This is a genomic window from Bacillus sp. DU-106, from assembly GCF_004799705.1.
GTDB lineage: Bacteria > Bacillota > Bacilli > Bacillales > Bacillaceae_G > Bacillus_A > Bacillus_A cereus.
In genome coordinates this window covers 3705100-3724810 of record NZ_CP026607.1, presented here as the reverse complement: position 1 = coordinate 3724810, position 19711 = coordinate 3705100, and the positions used below count along the sequence as shown (strand labels likewise).

The following is a 19711-nucleotide window of genomic DNA, read 5'->3' as shown; positions in this document are numbered from 1 at the left end:
TTGCTGTTTATAAATGTTTGTGGATGTTTTTGGTTATTTTTGATTGTTTATGGTTGATTTTTGTGACCGTTTTCATTATACTGTAATCAAAGAAGAGGTGAATAAAATGTTAACTCCTGAACGTCATCAAATGATATTGCAACTTGTAAAAGAACAGAAAGTTGTAAAATTACAGCAATTAGTTGAAAGAACAGAAAGCTCTGAGTCGACAATTCGCCGTGATTTAGCACAATTGGAAAAGCAAAGGTTATTAAAAAGAGTTCATGGTGGTGCCGCTGTTTTAACAGGAAAAGGGCAAGAACCAACGATGGTCGAAAAATCATCCAAAAACATTCAAATAAAACAACAAATTGCTAAGTATGCGGCTAGCATTATTGAACAAGGTGATTGTATTTATTTAGATGCAGGAAGTACAACATTTGAAATGATTCCATTTTTAATAAATAAAGATGTTACTGTCGTTACGAATGGACTTATGCATATTGAAGCTTTAGTTGAAAATAATATTCGTGCGTATTTACTAGGCGGAATGATGAAGAGTAGGACGAAAGCTTTAATCGGTGCTATGGCACAGGAAAGTATGCAGAAGTATCGTTTTGATAAATGTTTTTTAGGTGCAAATGGTGTACATGAACAGCTTGGCTTTACAACGCCAGATCCAGAAGAAGCGCTCTTAAAACAAATGGCATTAACATTAGCAAACGAAGGATATTTCTTAATTGATGAAAGTAAGTTTTCAGAAGTTGCGTTTGCGAAAATTGCAAATGTTGAAGATGCAAATATTATTACAAACCATTTAGAAATTGATTTAGAAAAATATAAACAACAAACCAATGTAATTGAGGCTGATAAACAATGATCTATACAGTTACTTTAAACCCATCTATTGATTATGTAGTGCAAGTTTCTTCCTTTGATTTAGGAACAATAAATCGAGCGGAAAAAGATATGAAGTTTCCTGGAGGAAAAGGAATTAATGTTTCTCGTGTTCTTCAGCGTTTAGGTGTTAAAAATATAGCACTTGGATTTACTGGTGGATTTACTGGTCAATTTATTAAAGAGGTATTACAGACGGAAGGTGTAACAACAAACTTCGTCCAAGTAGATGAAGATACTCGCATTAATGTGAAAATAAAAGGGGAAGAAGAAACAGAATTAAATGGCCAAGGTCCTATTGTAACAAAAGAGCAGTTCGAACAGTTAATGAAAAAAATTGAGAGTATGCAACCTGGAGATTGTGTTGTACTTGCTGGGAGTGTACCAGTTTCTATTCCAAGTACCTTTTACGAATCAATTGCTGCGTTTGGAGCTGAAAAAGGTATTCGTGTAGTAGTAGATGCAAGTGGAAGTGCACTGCAACATGTAATTAAAAATAAGCCATTTTTAATTAAGCCAAACCACCATGAACTTGGTGAGTTGTTTGGAGTGGAGCTTTCAACAGTAGAGGACGTTTTACCTTATGGAAGAAAATTAATTGAACAAGGTGTAAAACACGTTATCGTATCGATGGCTGGAGAGGGAGCTTTATTATTTACGGCAGAAGGTATATATGAAGCGACTGTTCCAAAAGGTGTTGTAATTAATTCAGTTGGGGCCGGGGATTCTCTTGTTGCAGGGTTTGTAGGCAAATATGAACAGACAAAAGATATTGAAAAGGCATTTCAATACGGCGTTGCAACAGGGAGTGCAACAGCATTTTCAGCTGATTTATGTAAGAAGGAAAAAGTAGAAGAATTATTGTCGCAAGTAATTGTAGCTAAGCGATAGGGGGAAGCAACATATGAAAATTACAGAACTATTAAAAAGGGATACAGTCATTATGGATTTGACAGCTTCAAATAAAGAAGCTGTCATAGATGAATTAGTTGAGAAATTAAACGGGGCAAATCGTTTAAATAGTAAAACGGAATTTAAAGAAGCTATTTTAAAGCGGGAGGCCCAAAGTACGACTGGAATAGGGGAAGGTATTGCAATACCTCATGCGAAGACAAAGGCTGTTAAACAACCATCGATTTGTTTTGGTAGAAGTGTAAGCGGTATCAATTATGAGTCGCTTGACGGACAGCCAGCACACTTATTCTTTATGATTGCTGCAAGTGAAGGAGCGAATAATACTCATTTAGAAACGTTGTCTCGTTTATCGACATTATTAATGGATGAAGGATTTCGCAAGCAACTATTAGAAGCAAAGGATGAAAGTGAGCTTCTTCAACTATTTGATGAAAAAGAGAATGAAAAAGAAGAAGAGATTGAAGTCGCAAAACCAGAAGGAAATGAACCGTACGTACTTGCTGTTACAGCTTGTCCAACTGGAATCGCTCACACATATATGGCAGCGGATAGCTTAAAAGCAAAAGCGACAGAGTTAGGAATAGCGATTAAAGTTGAAACAAACGGATCAACAGGTATTAAAAACGGTTTAACGAAAGAGGATATTGAACGTGCAACAGCTATTATTGTTGCGGCGGATAAACAAGTAGAAATGAATCGTTTTGCTGGTAAACATGTCATTCAAGTGCCAGTTGCTGATGGGATTCGAAAAACGGAAAATCTGCTTAAGCGAGCTGTCAAACAAGATGCACCAATCTTTAAAGGTGTAAAAGAGGACGGGAAATCAGAAAGTATTGAGGGAGAAAAAGGATTAGGAATTTATAAGCATTTAATGAGCGGTGTAAGTAATATGCTTCCATTCGTTGTTGGTGGCGGGATTTTAATAGCGCTAGCGTTTTCGTTTGGTGGTATAAAGGCGGAAGGTCCTTTAGCTGAATTGTTCATGTCAATTGGTGGAGGAAAAACAGGTGCGTTTTTATTCCTTGTACCAATTTTAGCTGGATTTATTGCAAGTTCTATTGCTGATCGTCCTGGTTTTATGCCTGGTGTTGTAGGTGGATTTTTAGCGGCGAATGCGAATGCTGGATTTTTAGGTGGATTAATTGCTGGTTTCTTAGCTGGATATGTTGTTTTAGGGTTGAAAAGATTATTTTCAGGACTACCAGTACAATTAGAAGGAATTAAACCTGTATTGTTATATCCAGTCTTTGGATTATTGATTACAGGAGTTGTAATGCAAAAAGTAGTAATTCCGCCTGTAGTAGCATTAAATGAAATGTTGACAGGGTGGTTAAATGGTTTAAACGGTACGAATGCTATATTACTAGGTCTTATTTTAGGTGGTATGATGGCAATTGATATGGGGGGGCCAATTAATAAAGCGGCATTTACGTTTGGTATTGCTGCAATAGAAGCGCAGAATTTTGGAGTGCACTCAGCAGTTATGGCTGGTGGGATGGTACCACCACTTGCGATTGCATTCGCAACTACATTCTTTAAATCAAAGTTTACAGAAGCGGAACGTAAATCTGGTTTAACAAATTATATTATGGGAGCGTCGTTCATTACAGAAGGTGCGATTCCGTTTGCAGCTGCAGATCCGGTTCGAGTAATCGTAAGTTGTGTTGTTGGTTCAAGTATTGCAGGTGCGTTATCTATGTTATTCCAAATTACATTACCGGCACCGCATGGTGGATTATTTGTAATAGCGTTAGTAAATAAACCGTTACTATATATTTTCTCTATATTAATTGGAACAATTGTCTCGGCTGTTATGCTAGGTGTTTGGAAAAAGAAAGTTCAATAACAAATAAAAAGAGAGCAGTTTTTAGTAGCTGCTCTCTTTTTATTACAAAAAAATAGGTTAACAATTGAATATTGATGTTTTTTGGTAAAAGATGTAACGAATTGTGAATTTTTTGTAACAAAAAAGTAACACTGTAATTTTTTCTGGGAAAAAGTTCTTGTGCTCGTATATGAAAAATATATGAAAACCACTGAAGATTGTATTAGAAATGCATTTTATTAATATGGAAATTTATGTTACAACTCGTTAATCGTATATTACGAATGCTTTGTAATTGTGTGATTTCTAAAAATTCTAAAAATCTGTTGCTATAATGAAAATACGAAAACAAAGCAAATGGAGGCTATTCATGAAAAAATTATTAGGTATAGCAACAGCAGCAGTTTTTGGTCTTGGGATTTTTGTGGGTTCTGCTAAAGCGGAAACAATTGTAACAACAGACGTATTAAATGTTAGAGAAAACCCAAATGTAGAGTCAAAGCTTGTAGGTAAAGTGTTCAGTGGGAATACACTAGATGTTATAAATACAGAAAATGGATGGACAAAAATTAAGTTGAACGGTAAGGAAGCGTTTGTAAGTGCCGATTTTACAAAGAGCACATATTATGTAACGGCGGGCGTATTAAATGTTCGTGCTGGAGCGAATACTGATTCTGAAATTTTAGGTAAACTTAATAAAAATGATGTGATTGAAACGACGAATCAAGTTCAAAATGAATGGTTACAATTCGACTACAATGGAAAAGTTGGATATGTTCACGTGCCATTTTTAACAGGAACAGCACCTGTAATCGAAAAGAAAGAGGTTGTAGCTCAAGAAGAAGCGCCAGCTAGAACAAATACGCCAGTTAAAAATAATACAGTAGTTAAGAATAAAGAGTCTGTTAAGAGTAATGATTCTATTAAGAATGTAGAATCAAGTAAACCTGTGGTAAAAGAAAAACCGGCTGCAAAACCAGTTGCAAAATCTACTGAAACAAGTGCGCCTACTGGTGGTCGTGAAATTACAGTAGAAGCGACGGCATATACAGCAGATCCGAGTGAGAATGGTTCGTATGGTGGTCGTGTATTAACTGCAATGGGGCATGATTTAACAGCAAATCCAAATATGAAAGTAATTGCTGTTGATCCGAAAGTAATTCCGCTTGGATCAAAAGTATGGGTAGAAGGATATGGAGAAGCGATTGCTGGAGACACCGGTGGTGCGATTAAAGGAAATCGTATTGATGTATTAGTCGGTTCAGATGGTAGTGCTAATAGCTGGGGGCGCAAATCTGTAAAAGTGAAAGTTATACAATAGGTTATCGATATTAATATAAAAAGCGGTTGCTTGAAACTATGTAAGCAGCCGCTTTTTATGGATTATTGAAATGGATAAATAGTTTTACCTGTAATAATTTTATATGCACTGCAAAATTGCGTTTGTATATATTCTGTATTTTTATTTTCTGGATGTAATGTTGTTTCATGGAGAGTAGAATGAAAAGCCCGTAGTAAACAATTTAGGGCGAAGTATAATTCCTCTTGTGAACAATTTTGTTCTTTTGTAGAAGTGGCTAAAATGAGGTCTTTTGTCAAAGATGAAAAATTGATGGTGGATTGTTTCATAGTTAACTCATCCTCTCGAAACTATTTTTATCATGTATATGCAGAATTGGACAAACTATGTTCTTTTTTCTGTATAATTTCATGTACCGAAATGAAAGAACTTGCAATCATGCCGTTAAAATTGGTAAGATTGGGTATAATCAATAGATGGAGTATATTACATAAAGAGAGTTGAATGATATGGGAGAAGTGCAACGTGAAAAAGTTGCTGTCATCATTGGACCAACTGCTGTTGGAAAGACGAAGTTAAGTATCGATCTTGCCAAAGCGTTGAACGGTGAAATTATTAGTGGTGATTCCATGCAGATCTATCGAACGATGGATATTGGAACCGCAAAGGTAACAAAAGCAGAGATGGACGGAATTCCACATTATATGATCGATATAAAAAATCCGGAAGATTCATTTTCTGTCGCGGAATTTCAAGAACGTGTTCGCAAGCATATTCGAGAAATTACAGAACGTGGTAAATTACCAATTATAGTTGGTGGGACCGGTCTTTATATACAATCTGTTTTATTCGATTATCAGTTTACAGATGATGCTGGTGATGTGATATACCGAGAGCAAATGGAAAAGTTAGCTTTAGAACGCGGTGTGGAATATGTACATAAAAAATTGCAAGAAGTAGATCCAGAAAGTGCGGAGCGTATTCATGCAAATAATGTACGACGTGTCATTCGGGCGTTAGAAATTTTCCACACGACGGGTGAAAAAATGAGTGAACAAATTGAGAAACAAGAAAAAGAGTTACTCTATGATGTTTCATTAATTGGCTTGACAATGGATCGAGAAATGCTATACGATCGCATTAACTTACGAGTGGATTTGATGATGGAACAAGGCCTATTAGAGGAAGTAGAAGGGCTGTATAATAGAGGGATACGAGATTGTCAATCTATTCAAGCGATTGGATATAAAGAAATCTATGATTATTTTGAGAATCGAGCCTCTTTAGAAGATGCGGTGTCACAATTAAAGACGAATTCGCGTCGTTATGCAAAACGTCAATTAACGTGGTTCCGTAATAAAATGGATGTCACGTGGTTTGATGTTACAGACGGTGAAAAAACGTCAGAAATTTTACGATACATAGAAGGAAAGTTACAAGTAAAGTCGAATAATAGTAAGTAGAGAAAAAGAGGAGGATTCGACATGAAGCAATCAATCAATATTCAAGATCAGTTTTTAAATCAACTCCGTAAAGAAAATACGTTTGTTACGCTGTACTTATTAAATGGTTTCCAGCTTCGTGGACTAATTAAAGGATTTGATAATTTTACAGTCCTGCTGGAAACAGAAGGTAAGCAACAGCTTATTTATAAACATGCAATTTCTACATTTGTACCACAAAAAAATGTTTCAATTGAATTAGAATAGTAATGAATTATTGTACATAACAAAAAAGAGCGAGTTTCCTCGCTCTTTTTTTATTTGTCATAAACAATATATAGTGAAATTTAAGCGATTCTAAATACAGTAAGGCGGATGTTAGTATTTCCTGTCGCAGGGATCGTAATCTCATTAAGAGTAGATTGGACAGAGATTCTTGCACCAGCTGCTAATGTTTCTATTGTAGTAAATGAAAGTGAGTCGCCTATTAAATTTGAAGAGAAATTATCAGTTGCGACTGCTCCATTAATTGAAATTCCTACTCCGAGTGGAGCGCATCCTGGCGCAGTTGTAGAAATGGATACGCTAATTACATAAATACCACCGTTAATAACAGTAACTGTATCTGTGCCGTTGAAGATAATATTGTTTACGTTAATTGCAGTACTAAAAATAAAGTTATTAAATTGCAGTACTGTTTGCTGAATATTGTTTGTTACAACAATTGTTGCTATAGGGAAGCTAGGTCCAGTTGGCCCAGTAGGTCCAGTAACTCCTATGCCAGTAGCGCCGGTAGCACCCGTTGGTCCTTGAATGCCTTGAGGCCCGGTAGAGCCTGTGTTACCTTGAACACCTTGAGGTCCAGTGGCACCGGTAACGCCGGTAGCACCTGTGTTACCTTGAACACCCTGAGGTCCAGTAGCACCAGTAGCACCTGTGTTACCTTGAACACCTTGAGGTCCAGTAGCACCAGTAGCACCTGTGTTACCTTGAGGTCCAGTGGCACCGGTAACGCCAGTAGCACCCGTGTTACCTTGAACACCCTGAGGTCCAGTAGCGCCGGTAGCACCGGTAGCACCCGTGTTACCTTGAGGTCCAGTAGCGCCGGTAGCACCGGTAGCACCCGTGTTACCTTGAGGTCCAGTAGCACCAGTAGCACCTGTGTTACCTTGAGGTCCAGTAGGTCCAGGAGGCCCGCCAGAAGGTCCAGTAGGTCCGGTAACTCCTATACCAGTAGCGCCGGTAGCACCCGTGTTACCTTGAGGTCCAGTAGCGCCGGTAGCACCTGTGTTACCTTGAACACCTTGAGGTCCAGTAGCACCAGTAGCGCCGGTAGCACCTGTGTTACCTTGAACACCTTGAGGTCCAGTAGCACCGGTAGCACCTGTGTTACCTTGAACACCTTGAGGTCCAGTAGCGCCGGTAGCACCTGTGTTACCTTGAACGCCTTGAGGTCCAGTAGCACCGGTAGCACCTGTGTTACCTTGAACACCTTGAGGTCCAGTAGCACCAGTAGCGCCGGTAGCACCTGTGTTACCTTGAACACCTTGAGGTCCAGTAGCACCAGTAGCGCCGGTAGCACCTGTGTTACCTTGAACACCTTGAGGTCCAGTAGCACCAGTAGCGCCGGTAGCACCTGTGTTACCTTGAACACCTTGAGGTCCAGTAGCGCCGGTAGCACCTGTGTTACCTTGAACACCTTGAGGTCCAGTAGCACCGGTAGCACCTGTGTTACCTTGAACGCCTTGAGGTCCAGTAGCACCAGTAGCGCCGGTAGCGCCGGTAGCACCTGTGTTACCTTGAACACCTTGAGGTCCAGTAGCGCCGGTAGCACCTGTGTTACCTTGAACACCTTGAGGTCCAGTAGCACCGGTAGCACCTGTGTTACCTTGAACGCCTTGAGGTCCAGTAGCACCAGTAGCGCCGGTAGCGCCGGTAGCACCTGTGTTACCTTGAACACCTTGAGGTCCAGTAGCACCAGTAGCGCCGGTAGCACCTGTGTTACCTTGAACACCTTGAGGTCCAGTAGCACCAGTAGCGCCGGTAGCACCTGTGTTACCTTGAACACCTTGAGGTCCAGTAGCGCCGGTAGCACCTGTGTTACCTTGAACACCTTGAGGTCCAGTAGCACCGGTAGCACCTGTGTTACCTTGAACGCCTTGAGGTCCAGTAGCACCAGTAGCGCCGGTAGCACCTGTGTTACCTTGAACACCTTGAGGTCCAGTAGCGCCAGTAGCGCCGGTAGCACCTGTGTTACCTTGAACACCTTGAGGTCCAGTAGCACCAGTAGCGCCGGTAGCACCTGTGTTACCTTGAGGTCCAGTAGGTCCGGTAACTCCTATACCAGTAGCGCCAGTGGCACCCGTGTTACCTTGAGGTCCAGTAGCACCAGTAGCGCCGGTAGCACCTGTGTTACCTTGAACACCCTGAGGTCCAGTGGCACCAGTAGCACCTGTGTTACCTTGAGGTCCAGTAGCGCCAGTAGCGCCCGTGTTACCTCGAGGTCCAGTGGCACCAGTAGCACCTGTGTTACCTTGAGGTCCAGTAGCGCCAGTAGCGCCCGTGTTACCTCGAGGTCCAGTGGCACCAGTAGCACCTGTGTTACCTTGAGGTCCAGTAGCGCCAGTAGCGCCCGTGTTACCTCGAGGTCCAGTGGCACCAGTAGCACCTGTGTTACCTTGAGGTCCAGTAGCGCCAGTAGCACCCGTGTTACCTCGAGGCCCAGTAGCGCCCGTGTTACCTTGAGGTCCAGTGGCGCCAGTAGCGCCTGTGTTACCTCGAGGTCCAGTGGCACCGGTAGGTCCAGTAGCGCCTGTGTTACCTCGGGGCCCAGTGGCACCGGTAGGTCCAGTAGCGCCCGTGTTACCTCGAGGCCCAGTGGCACCAGTAGCGCCTGCTGGTCCAGTAGGTCCGGTAGGTCCTTGAATGAACGAAGCAGAATTAACTAGAGCAGTTTGTAATGCTGCTATTAATTTAAGGAGCTCTTGAAGTGTGCAAGGGTCAATTCGGAATAATTTTGTAATGTATAGTAAATAGTTAATGAGATTTTGAAGCTCAATAAATACAGCGCTTGCTACAAAGGTTGGATTTCTTAATATAGTTATTAAGTTTTTAATAATAGCTAACCCTTGTGCTTTCAGGGAGGAAGTAGCGTCTAGTGAACAAATAAATTTACTCAGTAGGTTCAATGTATCGATTAGATCTTCAATATTTTGGGGAGATGGATTTGCGAAAAGTTTTGGGATTATTTTTGTTAAATCAATAATAATCGCACGAAATGTTCTAAGTTGAGCTTTAGTAATTGGGATTGATGGAGTATTTGGAATTCGTCCGGCGCTACTTGGAAAGCATGGTTTGGAGAATTTGTTTTGATTGTCGTTATAACGAGACATTAAATCTCTCCTTTCTCACGAAAATGTGAACGAAACTCATCATAGTAGATGCAGAAATTAGTTAAATGGTCATAATAAAATCGTTTGTTTAAAGAAAAAATAGAAAAAACGCCTTACAATAAGGCGTTTTTTCTATTTTCTGCGTATTGATAATATCGCTTTAATGAAATTTTTGATTTGAATCCAGCGAGTTTTATAATTTCTGATTCAGGAGTTTCTTTTTTTATTAAGTTTAAAATATAGGTGTTACGAAAATGTTGTCCTGAAATTCCTTTACGTAAATTGGCTCTAGCCACTTCGAGGCGAATCATTTTTTGTATAGCAATTTCCGTTAATGCCTTTGGTGCATCATTTTCATATACCCACCTGTATGTTCCACGGTTAAAATCGAATGCGACAAATAATGGATCATCACTATGGTATTTAGGACGAACTGGTTCCGGGATGCTTTTGTAATAATTATATAGTTGTTTTTTGTCTTCTTTTGCTAATGTAATTGTTCTTTCTACACCTGCGGTTGCTGGGATTGATAATGTGTTAGTTTCAAAGTGAACGTGATGCATTGTTAATGCTGTAAGTTCTTGTAAGGATAAACCGTAGTCAATCAATAGATTTAAAATAGCAATATTGCGATCCATTAATAAGGGGCGCACAGGAAGTTGTTTTTCTGAAAGTCCTTCTAATGAAGTGACTATATACTTTAACCTTTTTTCTTCATCAGGTGAAATGAAATCTTCGTTACGAAGTGTACGGTCTGGTTGAATAGATATCTCCATATTTTTCAATGGATTAGGAATGTTTAGAAAATGATGCATTCTATTTAGTACAATAAATACACGATGCATCGTTTTTTCTGAGTAATGTCGATTCGTTTTTAAATCGGAAAAGTAATCTTCGTAGTCTTTTGTACAAAGTGTAGCCCATATATTACTGGAAGGGAGCTTTTTGTTTTTTTCTAACCAATGTCCGAAGTCTTCAACGTCATAAACATAACGTTTAATAGTTGAGGGTTTTCGGCCTTTATTCAATAAAAAAATAGAAAAGGCTTGTATTGTATCATGGAATTCCGTTGTCTCCATAGTCCCACCACCTTAATTATTTCTTATATTATAGCAAACTTTTCTGAAAATAGGCATTTACAAGGGGGACAGGAATAATAATATTTGGTGAGTGGATAAAATGAGGTGATTGTATGGAACAATCGATGCGAAAGAAAAACAATAATCAAATTAATATTGTGTTAAACCATCGAAAGAAAATTTCTTTGCCAGCCGCAGAAAATAAAACGGTAATTTCAAATGAAACTACAATTAAACATGAAATGCTGCAGAGAATTGAAGAAGAGATGGGGAAGCTTGTTGGGATGGATGATATAAAAAAGATAATAAAAGAAATATATGCTTGGATTTATGTGAATAAAAAAAGACAAGAGAAGGGATTGAAGTCAGAGAAGCAAGTACTTCATATGCTGTTTAAAGGGAATCCAGGTACAGGGAAGACAACAGTTGCTAGAATGATAGGAAAATTGCTGTTTGAGATGAATATTCTATCGAAAGGCCACTTGGTTGAAGCTGAACGTGCTGATCTTGTAGGAGAGTACATCGGCCATACAGCCCAAAAAACAAGAGACTTAATAAAAAAAGCAATGGGAGGTATTTTGTTTATTGATGAGGCGTATTCTTTAGCTCGAGGAGGAGAGAAGGACTTTGGAAAAGAAGCAATTGATACGCTTGTAAAACATATGGAAGATAAACAACATGGTTTTGTATTGATTTTAGCTGGATATTCAAGAGAGATGAATCACTTTCTTTCATTAAATCCAGGGCTGCAATCTCGTTTTCCATTTATTATTGAATTTGCGGATTACTCGGTAAATCAGTTGTTGGAAATTGGGAAAAGAATGTATGAAGAGCGTGAATATCAGTTATCGAAAGAGGCTGAATGGAAATTTAGGGATCATTTACATGCTGTAAAGTATTCGTCGCAAATTACATCGTTTAGTAATGGGCGGTATGTACGGAATATTGTTGAAAAATCAATTCGTACACAGGCGATGCGGTTGTTGCAAGAAGATGCCTATGATAAAAATGATTTAATTGGAATATCGAGCATGGATTTGATGCTCGAAGAGGAGACGCACAGTACATAAACTGTGCGTCGATTTTTGTGTATAAGTTCGTTTACTCTTTTTTTGCTTTTTCTTGGTGTGCTTTATGGAAGTGTTCCATTTTAGCGCTCTTTTCGTGTGCTGAATTAGGATCGTGCCCGAATTGATTTACTGAGCTTTTTTGAGCTCCTTTATTAACGTGGTTTGTCATTTGTATTCACCTCACTTTAAAAATTAGTATAAACATTATATAAAGAAAAAATCGTTAGAAAAGAAAAACCTCTTTACGATATGCAAAGAGGTTAGATTGCTATTTATGCATTGAACGTTCTTTCGTTTCGATACGTCTGTGTGGTAAATGCCATTTGTAATGAATAGAAACCATGCGGAAGCAAACAATTAAAATGAATAAAATGTAAAGAGCCCAATCGCTAACAATAATTTGAGCGCCAATTAAGAAACCTGCTAAAATTGTCCAAAAGGCATATACTTCAGCTCGAAGAACGAGAGGTTTTCTGCGGGCTAAAAGATCGCGAATGATACCGCCGCCGATACCAGTTAAAACAGCTGCTACAATTGTGGCGCTAATTGGTAAATTTAATTTTTGGGCATATAATGCTCCTTGTACAGCAAATGCTGATAAGCCGATAGCGTCAGTGATATTTTCCCACTTTTTCCAATGTCTAATTAACTTATTTGGAAAAAGAAAAATAATAGTCATTGATAAAAGTGCGATTTGGAATAACATGTCTTGTTGCCAAAATGCGACAATCGGATAACCGATTAATAAATTACGAAGGGCACCTCCCCCAAATGCGGTTGCCATTCCTAAAATATACACCCCGAAAATATCATAATCCTCTTCCATTGCAACAATGGCTCCGCTTAGTGCGAAAGCGATTGTGCCTATGATGCTAAAAATCTCCCATGCCATGAATTTTCTCCCCCGCTAACTAGATGAAATGTGCTTCCTCTGCTATTATATTAGAAGGTTTAAATTTCGAAAAGGATGAGTGAACATATTTGATGGAAGAAAAAGAAAAAGTCATATTAGTAGGCTGTCAATTGCCACAAGATGATGATGAAAAATTTATGCATTCCATGAAAGAGCTTGCATCACTAGCGAAGACTGCACGAGCAGAATTGTTAGTGTCAACAACGCAAAAACGACCAAAGTTTCATCCGGCAACTTACATAGGTAAAGGGAAATTAGAAGAGCTTACAATGTTAACTGAAGAATTAGAGCCGGATGTTATTGTATTTAATAATGAATTAACGCCGAGTCAAATTCGGAATTTATCCTCAGTATTAAATGCGAGAGTAATTGATCGAACGCAACTAATACTGGATATTTTTGCGCAACGTGCGAAGTCGAGGGAAGGTAAGCTTCAAGTAGAATTAGCTCAGTTGCAATATACAATGCCGCGTCTTATGGGGCAGGGATTGTCCTTATCGCGTCTTGGTGGTGGTATTGGAACGAGAGGACCGGGTGAGACGAAATTAGAGACGGATCGTCGTCATATTCGATCCCGTATTGATGAAATAAAGAAACAACTTGCAGTTGTTGTGGAACATCGAAAAAGATATCGTGAGAGAAGAAAAGATAATAAAGTATTTCAAGTTTCGTTAATAGGGTATACAAATGCAGGGAAATCGACACTGTTTAATAGATTAACGGAAGCTGATACGTTTGAAGAAAACCTTCTGTTTGCAACATTAGACCCAACGACGAGGAAGATGCCGTTACCTTCTGGTTATACAGTATTACTAACTGATACTGTTGGTTTTATACAAGATTTACCCACTTCATTAATCGCTGCTTTTCGTTCGACACTGGAAGAAGCGGGGGAAGCAGATGTCATTTTACATGTAGTTGATTCCGCGGATTCTAACTACATAGGGCATGAAAAAACAGTAAAACGATTATTATCAGAACTTGAAATTAACCATATTCCTATTATTACGTTATATAATAAAAAAGATGAATTACATCAAAACTTTATTCCGTTTCCGAAAAGTGATTTCTTAATGACTAGTGCTTTTGAAGAAAGTGATTTATTGCGTATAAAAGAAGCGATAGAAACGAAGATGAAGAAAGAAATGGATTGTTATCGAGTGGAAATCCCTCCGAGTGAAGGTAAGTTGTTAACGCTTTTAAAGACGGAAACTCTATTAGCAAAGATGGAGTTTCTAGAAGATAAATTTGTATATGATTGTGCAGGGTATATTTTTACTCATTCATCGCTTAATGTGCAATTAAAGAGATTTTTAGTGGAAGAAGGAGAAAATAAAAATGTTTGATCGTTTGAAAAATGGAGAAAAAATTGCTCCAATTGTAAAAGAAGTAGAGAGTCAGATTACAGAAGTACATAAACGTGCGGATGAAGTGATTGAAAGCAATCAGTTTCGTGTATTAGAAAGTTTTCGGAAACATAAAATTAGTGACTCGCATTTTATCCCGACAACAGGTTATGGTTATGATGATATTGGCCGTGATACGTTAGAAAAAGTGTATGCTGATGTATTTGGGGCGGAAGCTGGACTTGTTCGTCCGCAAATTATTTCAGGTACTCACGCTATCTCTACAGCGTTATTTGGTATTTTACGCCCGGGAGATGAGTTATTATATATCACTGGGAAACCGTATGATACGTTAGAGGAAATTGTTGGTGTGCGTGGGAAAGGTGTAGGTTCATTTAAAGAATATAATATCGGTTACAATGCAGTTCCGCTAACTAGTGCTGGGCTTGTTGATTTTGAGGCTGTTGCAGCGGCGATTCATAATAATACGAAAATGATCGGTATTCAGCGTTCGAAAGGTTATGCTACTCGTCCATCGTTTACTATTTCTCAAATTAAAGAGATGATCGCGTTTGTTAAAGAAATTAAACCTGATGTTGTTGTGTTTGTAGATAACTGTTATGGCGAGTTTATTGAAGAGCAAGAGCCATGTCATGTTGGTGCAGATTTAATGGCGGGTTCACTTATTAAAAACCCGGGCGGCGGAATTGTTAAAACTGGCGGTTATATTGTCGGGAAAGAACAGTATGTTGAAGCGTGTGCATATCGTTTAACATCTCCGGGAATTGGTGCGGAAGCTGGAGCGTCTTTATACAGTCTGCAAGAAATGTATCAAGGGTTCTTCTTAGCGCCACATGTTGCAGGACAAGCGCTGAAAGGTGCAATTTTTACAGCTGCGTTTTTAGAAAAGTTAGGAATGAACACGTCACCAGCGTGGAATGCGCCAAGAACAGACTTAATTCAATCGGTTCAATTTGATGATAAAGACCGTATGATTGCCTTCTGCCAAGCGATTCAATATGCATCTCCAATTAATTCGCATTTTACTCCGTATGCAAACTATATGCCAGGTTATGAAGATGATGTAATCATGGCGGCGGGAACGTTTATTCAAGGTGCAAGTATTGAATTGTCTGCTGATGGTCCAATTAGACCACCGTATGTTGCGTATGTGCAAGGTGGCTTAACGTATTCGCATGTTAAAATTGCGATTTGTTCTGCGATTGACGAATTGATTGAAAAGAATTTATTAATAATTTCTTAATGGGAAGCTGTCGATTTTGGCAGCTTTTTTCGTATAAAAGTAATGATTTATGCGATTAGAAAAAAGAATGAAAAAATTCGTAAAAAAAATTATAAAAAATCATGTGAGAAAAGCTAACATCTATTGACACTAAACATAACATGGTATAAAATGAGAAGCAGTTAAGGCGAAGGAGGAACTGAAAAATGAAAGAAGATAGACGTTCTGCCCCGCTGTTTCCTATTGGTATTGTTATGGATTTAACACAATTGTCTGCACGTCAAATTCGCTACTATGAAGAGCATAATCTTGTTTCTCCAACCCGTACAAAGGGGAATCGTAGATTATTTTCATTTAACGATGTAGATAAGTTGTTAGAAATTAAAGATTTGTTAGATCAAGGCCTGAATATGGCTGGTATTAAACAAGTGTTACTAATGAAAGAAAATCAAACAGAAGCAGTGAAAGTAAAAGAAGAAACGAAAGAAATTTCAAAAACTGAGCTTCGCAAAATACTTCGAGATGAACTACAACATACAGGTAGATTCAATCGAACTTCATTGCGACAAGGTGACATTTCAAGATTTTTTCACTAAAGATAACTGATTCTGAAGGCGATTAGAGGGACTAAGGAGGAATTTATAATGTCTAGATACACAAAAGAAGATATTTTCCGTTTGGCGAAAGAAGAGAATGTAAAGTATATCCGTTTACAATTTACGGACCTTTTAGGGGTAATTAAAAACGTAGAGATTCCAGTGAGACAATTAACGAAAGCTCTTGATAACAAAATGATGTTTGATGGATCTTCGATTGAAGGTTTCGTACGTATTGAAGAGTCTGATATGTATTTATATCCTGATTTAGACACTTGGGTAATTTTCCCTTGGACAGCTGAAAAAGGTAAAGTAGCTCGACTAATCTGTGATATTTACAATGCAGATGGCACTCCATTTGATGGAGACCCACGTAACAACTTAAAACGTGTGTTAAAAGAAATGGAAGCTTTAGGATTTTCAGACTTCAATCTTGGACCAGAGCCAGAATTCTTCCTATTTAAGGTTGATGAAAAAGGAAATCCAACATTAGAACTAAACGATAACGGTGGATACTTCGACCTTGCGCCGATGGATCTAGGGGAAAACTGTCGTCGTGATATCGTTCTTGAACTTGAAGAAATGGGATTTGAAATTGAAGCATCTCACCATGAGGTTGCTCCAGGACAGCACGAAATTGACTTTAAATATGCAAATGCAATTCGCTCATGTGATGACATTCAAACATTCAAACTTGTTGTAAAAACAATTGCTCGTAAACATGGTTTACACGCAACGTTTATGCCAAAACCACTATATGGTGTGAACGGTTCAGGTATGCACTGTAACTTATCATTATTTAAAAATGGTGAGAACGTATTCTTTGATGCAAACGGTGACTTACAATTAAGTGATGATGCTCGTCACTTCATCGCAGGTATTTTAAAACATGCACCAGCATTTACAGCGATAGCAAACCCAACTGTAAACTCATATAAACGTCTAGTACCTGGATATGAAGCGCCTTGTTACGTAGCATGGTCTGCACAAAACCGTAGTCCGTTAGTACGTATCCCTGCATCTCGTGGTATTAGTACACGCGTAGAAGTGCGTAGTGTTGACCCAGCTGCAAACCCATATTTAGTAATGGCTACATTATTAGCTGCAGGTCTTGATGGAATTAAAAACAAATTAACTCCACCAGCAGCAGTAGATCGTAACATCTATGTAATGACAAAAGAAGAGCGCGAAGAAGCAGGTATCGTTGACTTACCAGCAACATTAGCGCAAGCATTAGTTACATTACAATCTAATGAAGTAGTATGCGGTGCACTAGGAGAACACTTACTTGAGCACTTCATCGAAGCGAAAGAGATTGAGTGGGATATCTTTAGAACACAAGTTCACCAATGGGAACGCGATCAATATATGTCTCTATACTAAGAGGCTTGAACCCTTGATACAACTAGTATCAAGGGTTTTTTAATTCCCTATTATTACAATTTTATGTGGTTGCAAAATGAAAAACAACCACATAAAAGCCAATAATTAATAACAAGTAGTGATATCATAGAAAAACATTATCAGATAAACGTAAGTTTTATATAATTTATGAACTAAAAAAGCCTTGATACTACGGTATCAGGGCTTTTTTAGTGAAGTTATTGGATATATTAACTACTAGATAATGGATTGTTTTTGGTTATTTTGAATCATGTTACTAAGAAAATCTTTTCAAAAGAATTGATTTTATCTTTTTTAAATCACTTGTGCTATAACTTAATAATTCTTTACTGCCTGTACAACGCGAGCGATGATTTTTATGTCCTCATCTGCAAGGCTATAAGTTTGTGGCTTGTGAATCAGATTATCACTCAATGATATTAACGTAATGATGCTTAGTTATAACGCAGTCTTATTCAGGATTTCGTTAGTTCATTTTCTAAATTTAGGGAATAAATATAGTTTAGTACCTTGCAATAAACAATACTAAGTGGTATATTATGGATAAAACAGGTACCGTGTATTGAACAGTACTAAGATAGGAAAGGAGGATGGCACTTGAACGTTCAATTTAAAAAAGGTGTGCTTGAACTTTGTGTATTAGCACTTGTAAAACGTAAAGATAGTTACGGTTATGAACTTGTTCAGCAAATTTCTAATAAATTTTTAATATCGGAAGGATCAGTATACCCTTTATTACGTCGTTTGACGAAAGAAGGGTATTTTCAAACGTATTTAAAGGAATCTACGGAAGGGCCACCTCGTAAATATTATCAATTAACAGAGCAAGGGGAGACGCAATTTCATTTGTTAGTAACAGAATGGCGTGATTTTGCGAAAGGGGTACAAGAAATTGTTGAAGGGGTGGAATGGGATGAGTAAAGAAGGGTTTCTTAAAGAATTATCAAGTTATCTTAGAAAGTTACCAGAGGAAGAGAGGCAAGATATTTTATTGGATTATGAAGAGCACTTTCAGTTTGGACTAGAAGAGGGGAAAACTGAATCGGAAATAATACAGGGCCTTGGTTCTCCGAAAGTAATCGCGAAAGAATTACTTGCGATGTATCGCTTCGATGAAATGAAAAAAAATCCATCGACTTCAAATGTGACAAGAGCTGTTATGGCAGCGATTGGACTTAGTTTGTTTAATTTTATTATTGTGTTAGGCCCGTTAGTCGCAATTATTGCTTTTATATTTTCTTTTTGGATCGGTGGTATTGCTAGTGTAGTAACACCATTTTTCGTTATTGGAAAAGTATTTATGGGTACTTTTATATGGTTGGATCTTTTCGTTAGTATAACGTTTGTTGGGGTAGGTTTATTTTTATGTATTATCGCTTTTTATAGTACAAAGTGGTTTAAGAGATTGTGTGTACGATATGTAATATGGAACTTCAAAATGATAAAAGGAGAGTAAATGATGAAAAAACTATTTTTAATCGCTATCGCTTGTATCATTATTGGAGTAATAGGAATTTCCCAAACATATGAAAAAGCAGTACAAACTGCTGAAAAAGGCGATAAAGAAAATGTAATTAAAAACGAAACATTAAAAAATATAGAAGTTAAGTTAGATGCCGGGGATATTATTGTCCAAAAATCTCCTGACTCTTCTTTTTATGTAAAGCAATCGGGAGATGTACGTAAACAAGAGATTCGTATCGCAGAAGATGGTGACACATTAAAAATTATTGGGGAAAGAGAAAAAGGTGCTTCATTTGATTTTTCTTTTTACGATTTTAGGTTTCAAACGTCTAAATTGACTCTCCTTGTGCCCGAACGCTCTTACCAAGATGTAAAAGTAAATTCATCTGCTGGACAAATCGAAATGAGTGATGTGAAAAGTGATAGCGTAAGTGTTAGGACACTTGCTGGAGAAGTAGAGTTGAAACAAGTAACGGCTAAGAATGTGGAGGGATCGACAAAAGCTGGTGAGGTGAACTTTAAGAAGGTATTAGGGAAAGTGACCGCAAAAACAACAAGTGGGGAAATAAATATTCAAGATCATGATTCTAAGTATAATCTAGAAGCAAGTTCAACTGCGGGAGATATAGATATTACTTTATCGGAAACACCACAAGATGCGGTAATTACTGGGCAAAGTGCTGCTGGAGATGTAACAATTTTTAATGAAGAAAATAAAAATGTAACAATTGGAAATGGTAGTAAAAAGATTAGCGGTAAAACGGCTGCGGGAGATGTGACGATTGAAACTCGTTAATAAGAAATAGAATGCATGGAAATCTATCAAAATACAAAAAGAAGATAATT

19 protein-coding genes and 1 pseudogene are annotated in these 19711 nt (G+C 38.1%); 14 read left to right on the top strand and 6 right to left on the bottom strand.

What is annotated here, in order from left to right; genetic code table 11:
- Positions 1 to 106: 106 nt before the first annotated feature.
- The 4 genes from C3Y97_RS18795 to entD all read left to right on the top strand — a co-directional run bounded on the left by C3Y97_RS18795 (position 107) and on the right by entD (position 4937).
- The gene (locus tag C3Y97_RS18795) at positions 107 to 859 is read left to right on the top strand and encodes a DeoR/GlpR family DNA-binding transcription regulator (RefSeq protein WP_098213149.1); all 753 of its coding nucleotides are present in this window, start codon (positions 107 to 109) and stop codon (positions 857 to 859) included.
- A complete protein-coding gene (gene pfkB, locus C3Y97_RS18790; RefSeq protein WP_000640859.1) occupies positions 856 to 1767 on the top strand; it encodes a 1-phosphofructokinase in 912 nt (303 codons plus the stop codon). The genes C3Y97_RS18795 and pfkB overlap by 4 nt, the downstream gene beginning before the upstream one ends.
- Before the next feature lie 13 nt (positions 1768 to 1780).
- The gene (locus C3Y97_RS18785; RefSeq protein WP_000704605.1) at positions 1781 to 3637 is read left to right on the top strand and encodes a PTS fructose transporter subunit IIABC; all 1857 of its coding nucleotides are present in this window, start codon (positions 1781 to 1783) and stop codon (positions 3635 to 3637) included.
- Between the two features lie 349 nt (positions 3638 to 3986).
- Positions 3987 to 4937 (top strand): cell wall-binding protein EntD, encoded by a 951-nt coding sequence (gene entD, locus C3Y97_RS18780; protein WP_000734640.1) that lies wholly within the window; start codon positions 3987 to 3989, stop codon positions 4935 to 4937.
- Between the two features lie 62 nt (positions 4938 to 4999).
- Here entD and C3Y97_RS18775 read toward each other — a convergent pair whose 3' ends face one another.
- A complete protein-coding gene (locus C3Y97_RS18775) occupies positions 5000 to 5245 on the bottom strand; it encodes a hypothetical protein (RefSeq protein WP_000814429.1) in 246 nt (81 codons plus the stop codon).
- Positions 5246 to 5425: 180 nt separating this feature from the next.
- Here C3Y97_RS18775 and miaA point away from each other — a divergent pair, with 180 nt between their 5' ends.
- Together miaA and hfq are read left to right on the top strand one after the other, a co-directional pair.
- Complete coding sequence (miaA, locus tag C3Y97_RS18770; RefSeq protein ID WP_000504929.1) at positions 5426 to 6379, top strand: tRNA (adenosine(37)-N6)-dimethylallyltransferase MiaA; 954 nt, start codon at positions 5426 to 5428, stop codon at positions 6377 to 6379.
- Between the two features lie 21 nt (positions 6380 to 6400).
- Positions 6401 to 6625 carry an RNA chaperone Hfq gene (gene hfq / locus C3Y97_RS18765; RefSeq protein ID WP_000813896.1) on the top strand — a complete coding sequence of 75 codons (225 nt, stop codon included), beginning with the start codon at positions 6401 to 6403 and terminating at the stop codon, positions 6623 to 6625.
- Between the two features lie 80 nt (positions 6626 to 6705).
- On the opposite strand, the gene C3Y97_RS18760 is transcribed toward hfq, so the two are convergent.
- A complete protein-coding gene (locus C3Y97_RS18760) occupies positions 6706 to 9750 on the bottom strand; it encodes a Gly-Xaa-Xaa repeat protein (protein WP_136363607.1) in 3045 nt (1014 codons plus the stop codon).
- Between the two features lie 113 nt (positions 9751 to 9863).
- The gene (locus C3Y97_RS18755; protein WP_000450326.1) at positions 9864 to 10829 is read right to left on the bottom strand and encodes a tyrosine-type recombinase/integrase; all 966 of its coding nucleotides are present in this window, start codon (positions 10827 to 10829) and stop codon (positions 9864 to 9866) included.
- 113 nt (positions 10830 to 10942) lie between these two features.
- Between C3Y97_RS18755 and spoVK the strand changes: the two genes are divergently transcribed.
- Positions 10943 to 11899, top strand: a complete 957-nt coding sequence (gene spoVK, locus C3Y97_RS18750) for a stage V sporulation protein K (RefSeq protein ID WP_000438178.1) — start codon at positions 10943 to 10945, stop codon at positions 11897 to 11899.
- 31 nt (positions 11900 to 11930) lie between these two features.
- On the opposite strand, the gene C3Y97_RS27895 is transcribed toward spoVK, so the two are convergent.
- On the bottom strand, positions 11931 to 12068 hold the full coding sequence (locus C3Y97_RS27895) for a hypothetical protein (protein ID WP_000181500.1): 138 nt from the start codon (positions 12066 to 12068) through the stop codon (positions 11931 to 11933).
- A 99-nt stretch (positions 12069 to 12167) separates the two neighbouring features.
- Positions 12168 to 12791, bottom strand: a complete 624-nt coding sequence (locus C3Y97_RS18745; RefSeq protein WP_000312267.1) for a trimeric intracellular cation channel family protein — start codon at positions 12789 to 12791, stop codon at positions 12168 to 12170.
- A 92-nt stretch (positions 12792 to 12883) separates the two neighbouring features.
- On the opposite strand from C3Y97_RS18745, the gene hflX reads away from it, so the two are divergent.
- The 4 genes from hflX to glnA all read left to right on the top strand — a co-directional run bounded on the left by hflX (position 12884) and on the right by glnA (position 17380).
- Complete coding sequence (gene hflX / locus C3Y97_RS18740; protein WP_000391408.1) at positions 12884 to 14158, top strand: GTPase HflX; 1275 nt, start codon at positions 12884 to 12886, stop codon at positions 14156 to 14158.
- Complete coding sequence (locus C3Y97_RS18735; protein ID WP_000460304.1) at positions 14151 to 15422, top strand: methionine gamma-lyase family protein; 1272 nt, start codon at positions 14151 to 14153, stop codon at positions 15420 to 15422. Before hflX ends, C3Y97_RS18735 begins: the two co-directional genes overlap by 8 nt.
- A gap of 185 nt (positions 15423 to 15607) precedes the next feature.
- The gene (gene glnR, locus C3Y97_RS18730) at positions 15608 to 15997 is read left to right on the top strand and encodes a transcriptional repressor GlnR (protein ID WP_000656783.1); all 390 of its coding nucleotides are present in this window, start codon (positions 15608 to 15610) and stop codon (positions 15995 to 15997) included.
- A 48-nt stretch (positions 15998 to 16045) separates the two neighbouring features.
- Positions 16046 to 17380 (top strand): type I glutamate--ammonia ligase, encoded by a 1335-nt coding sequence (glnA, locus tag C3Y97_RS18725; RefSeq protein ID WP_000092763.1) that lies wholly within the window; start codon positions 16046 to 16048, stop codon positions 17378 to 17380.
- A gap of 336 nt (positions 17381 to 17716) precedes the next feature.
- Here glnA and C3Y97_RS28495 read toward each other — a convergent pair.
- Positions 17717 to 17836 (bottom strand): annotated as a pseudogene (locus tag C3Y97_RS28495) (LexA family protein); the annotation flags it as partial.
- A 162-nt stretch (positions 17837 to 17998) separates the two neighbouring features.
- Between C3Y97_RS28495 and C3Y97_RS18720 the strand changes: the two are divergent.
- The 3 genes from C3Y97_RS18720 to C3Y97_RS18710 are packed head-to-tail and all read left to right on the top strand — an operon-like array spanning position 17999 to position 19661.
- The gene (locus tag C3Y97_RS18720; protein ID WP_001102629.1) at positions 17999 to 18322 is read left to right on the top strand and encodes a PadR family transcriptional regulator; all 324 of its coding nucleotides are present in this window, start codon (positions 17999 to 18001) and stop codon (positions 18320 to 18322) included.
- Positions 18315 to 18857: a DUF1700 domain-containing protein gene (locus C3Y97_RS18715; RefSeq protein ID WP_000031382.1), complete on the top strand. Its 543-nt coding sequence runs from the start codon at positions 18315 to 18317 to the stop codon at positions 18855 to 18857. The genes C3Y97_RS18720 and C3Y97_RS18715 overlap by 8 nt, the downstream gene beginning before the upstream one ends.
- Positions 18858 to 19661: a DUF4097 family beta strand repeat-containing protein gene (locus C3Y97_RS18710; RefSeq protein WP_136363606.1), complete on the top strand. Its 804-nt coding sequence runs from the start codon at positions 18858 to 18860 to the stop codon at positions 19659 to 19661.
- The last annotated feature ends 50 nt before the right edge of the window (positions 19662 to 19711 follow it).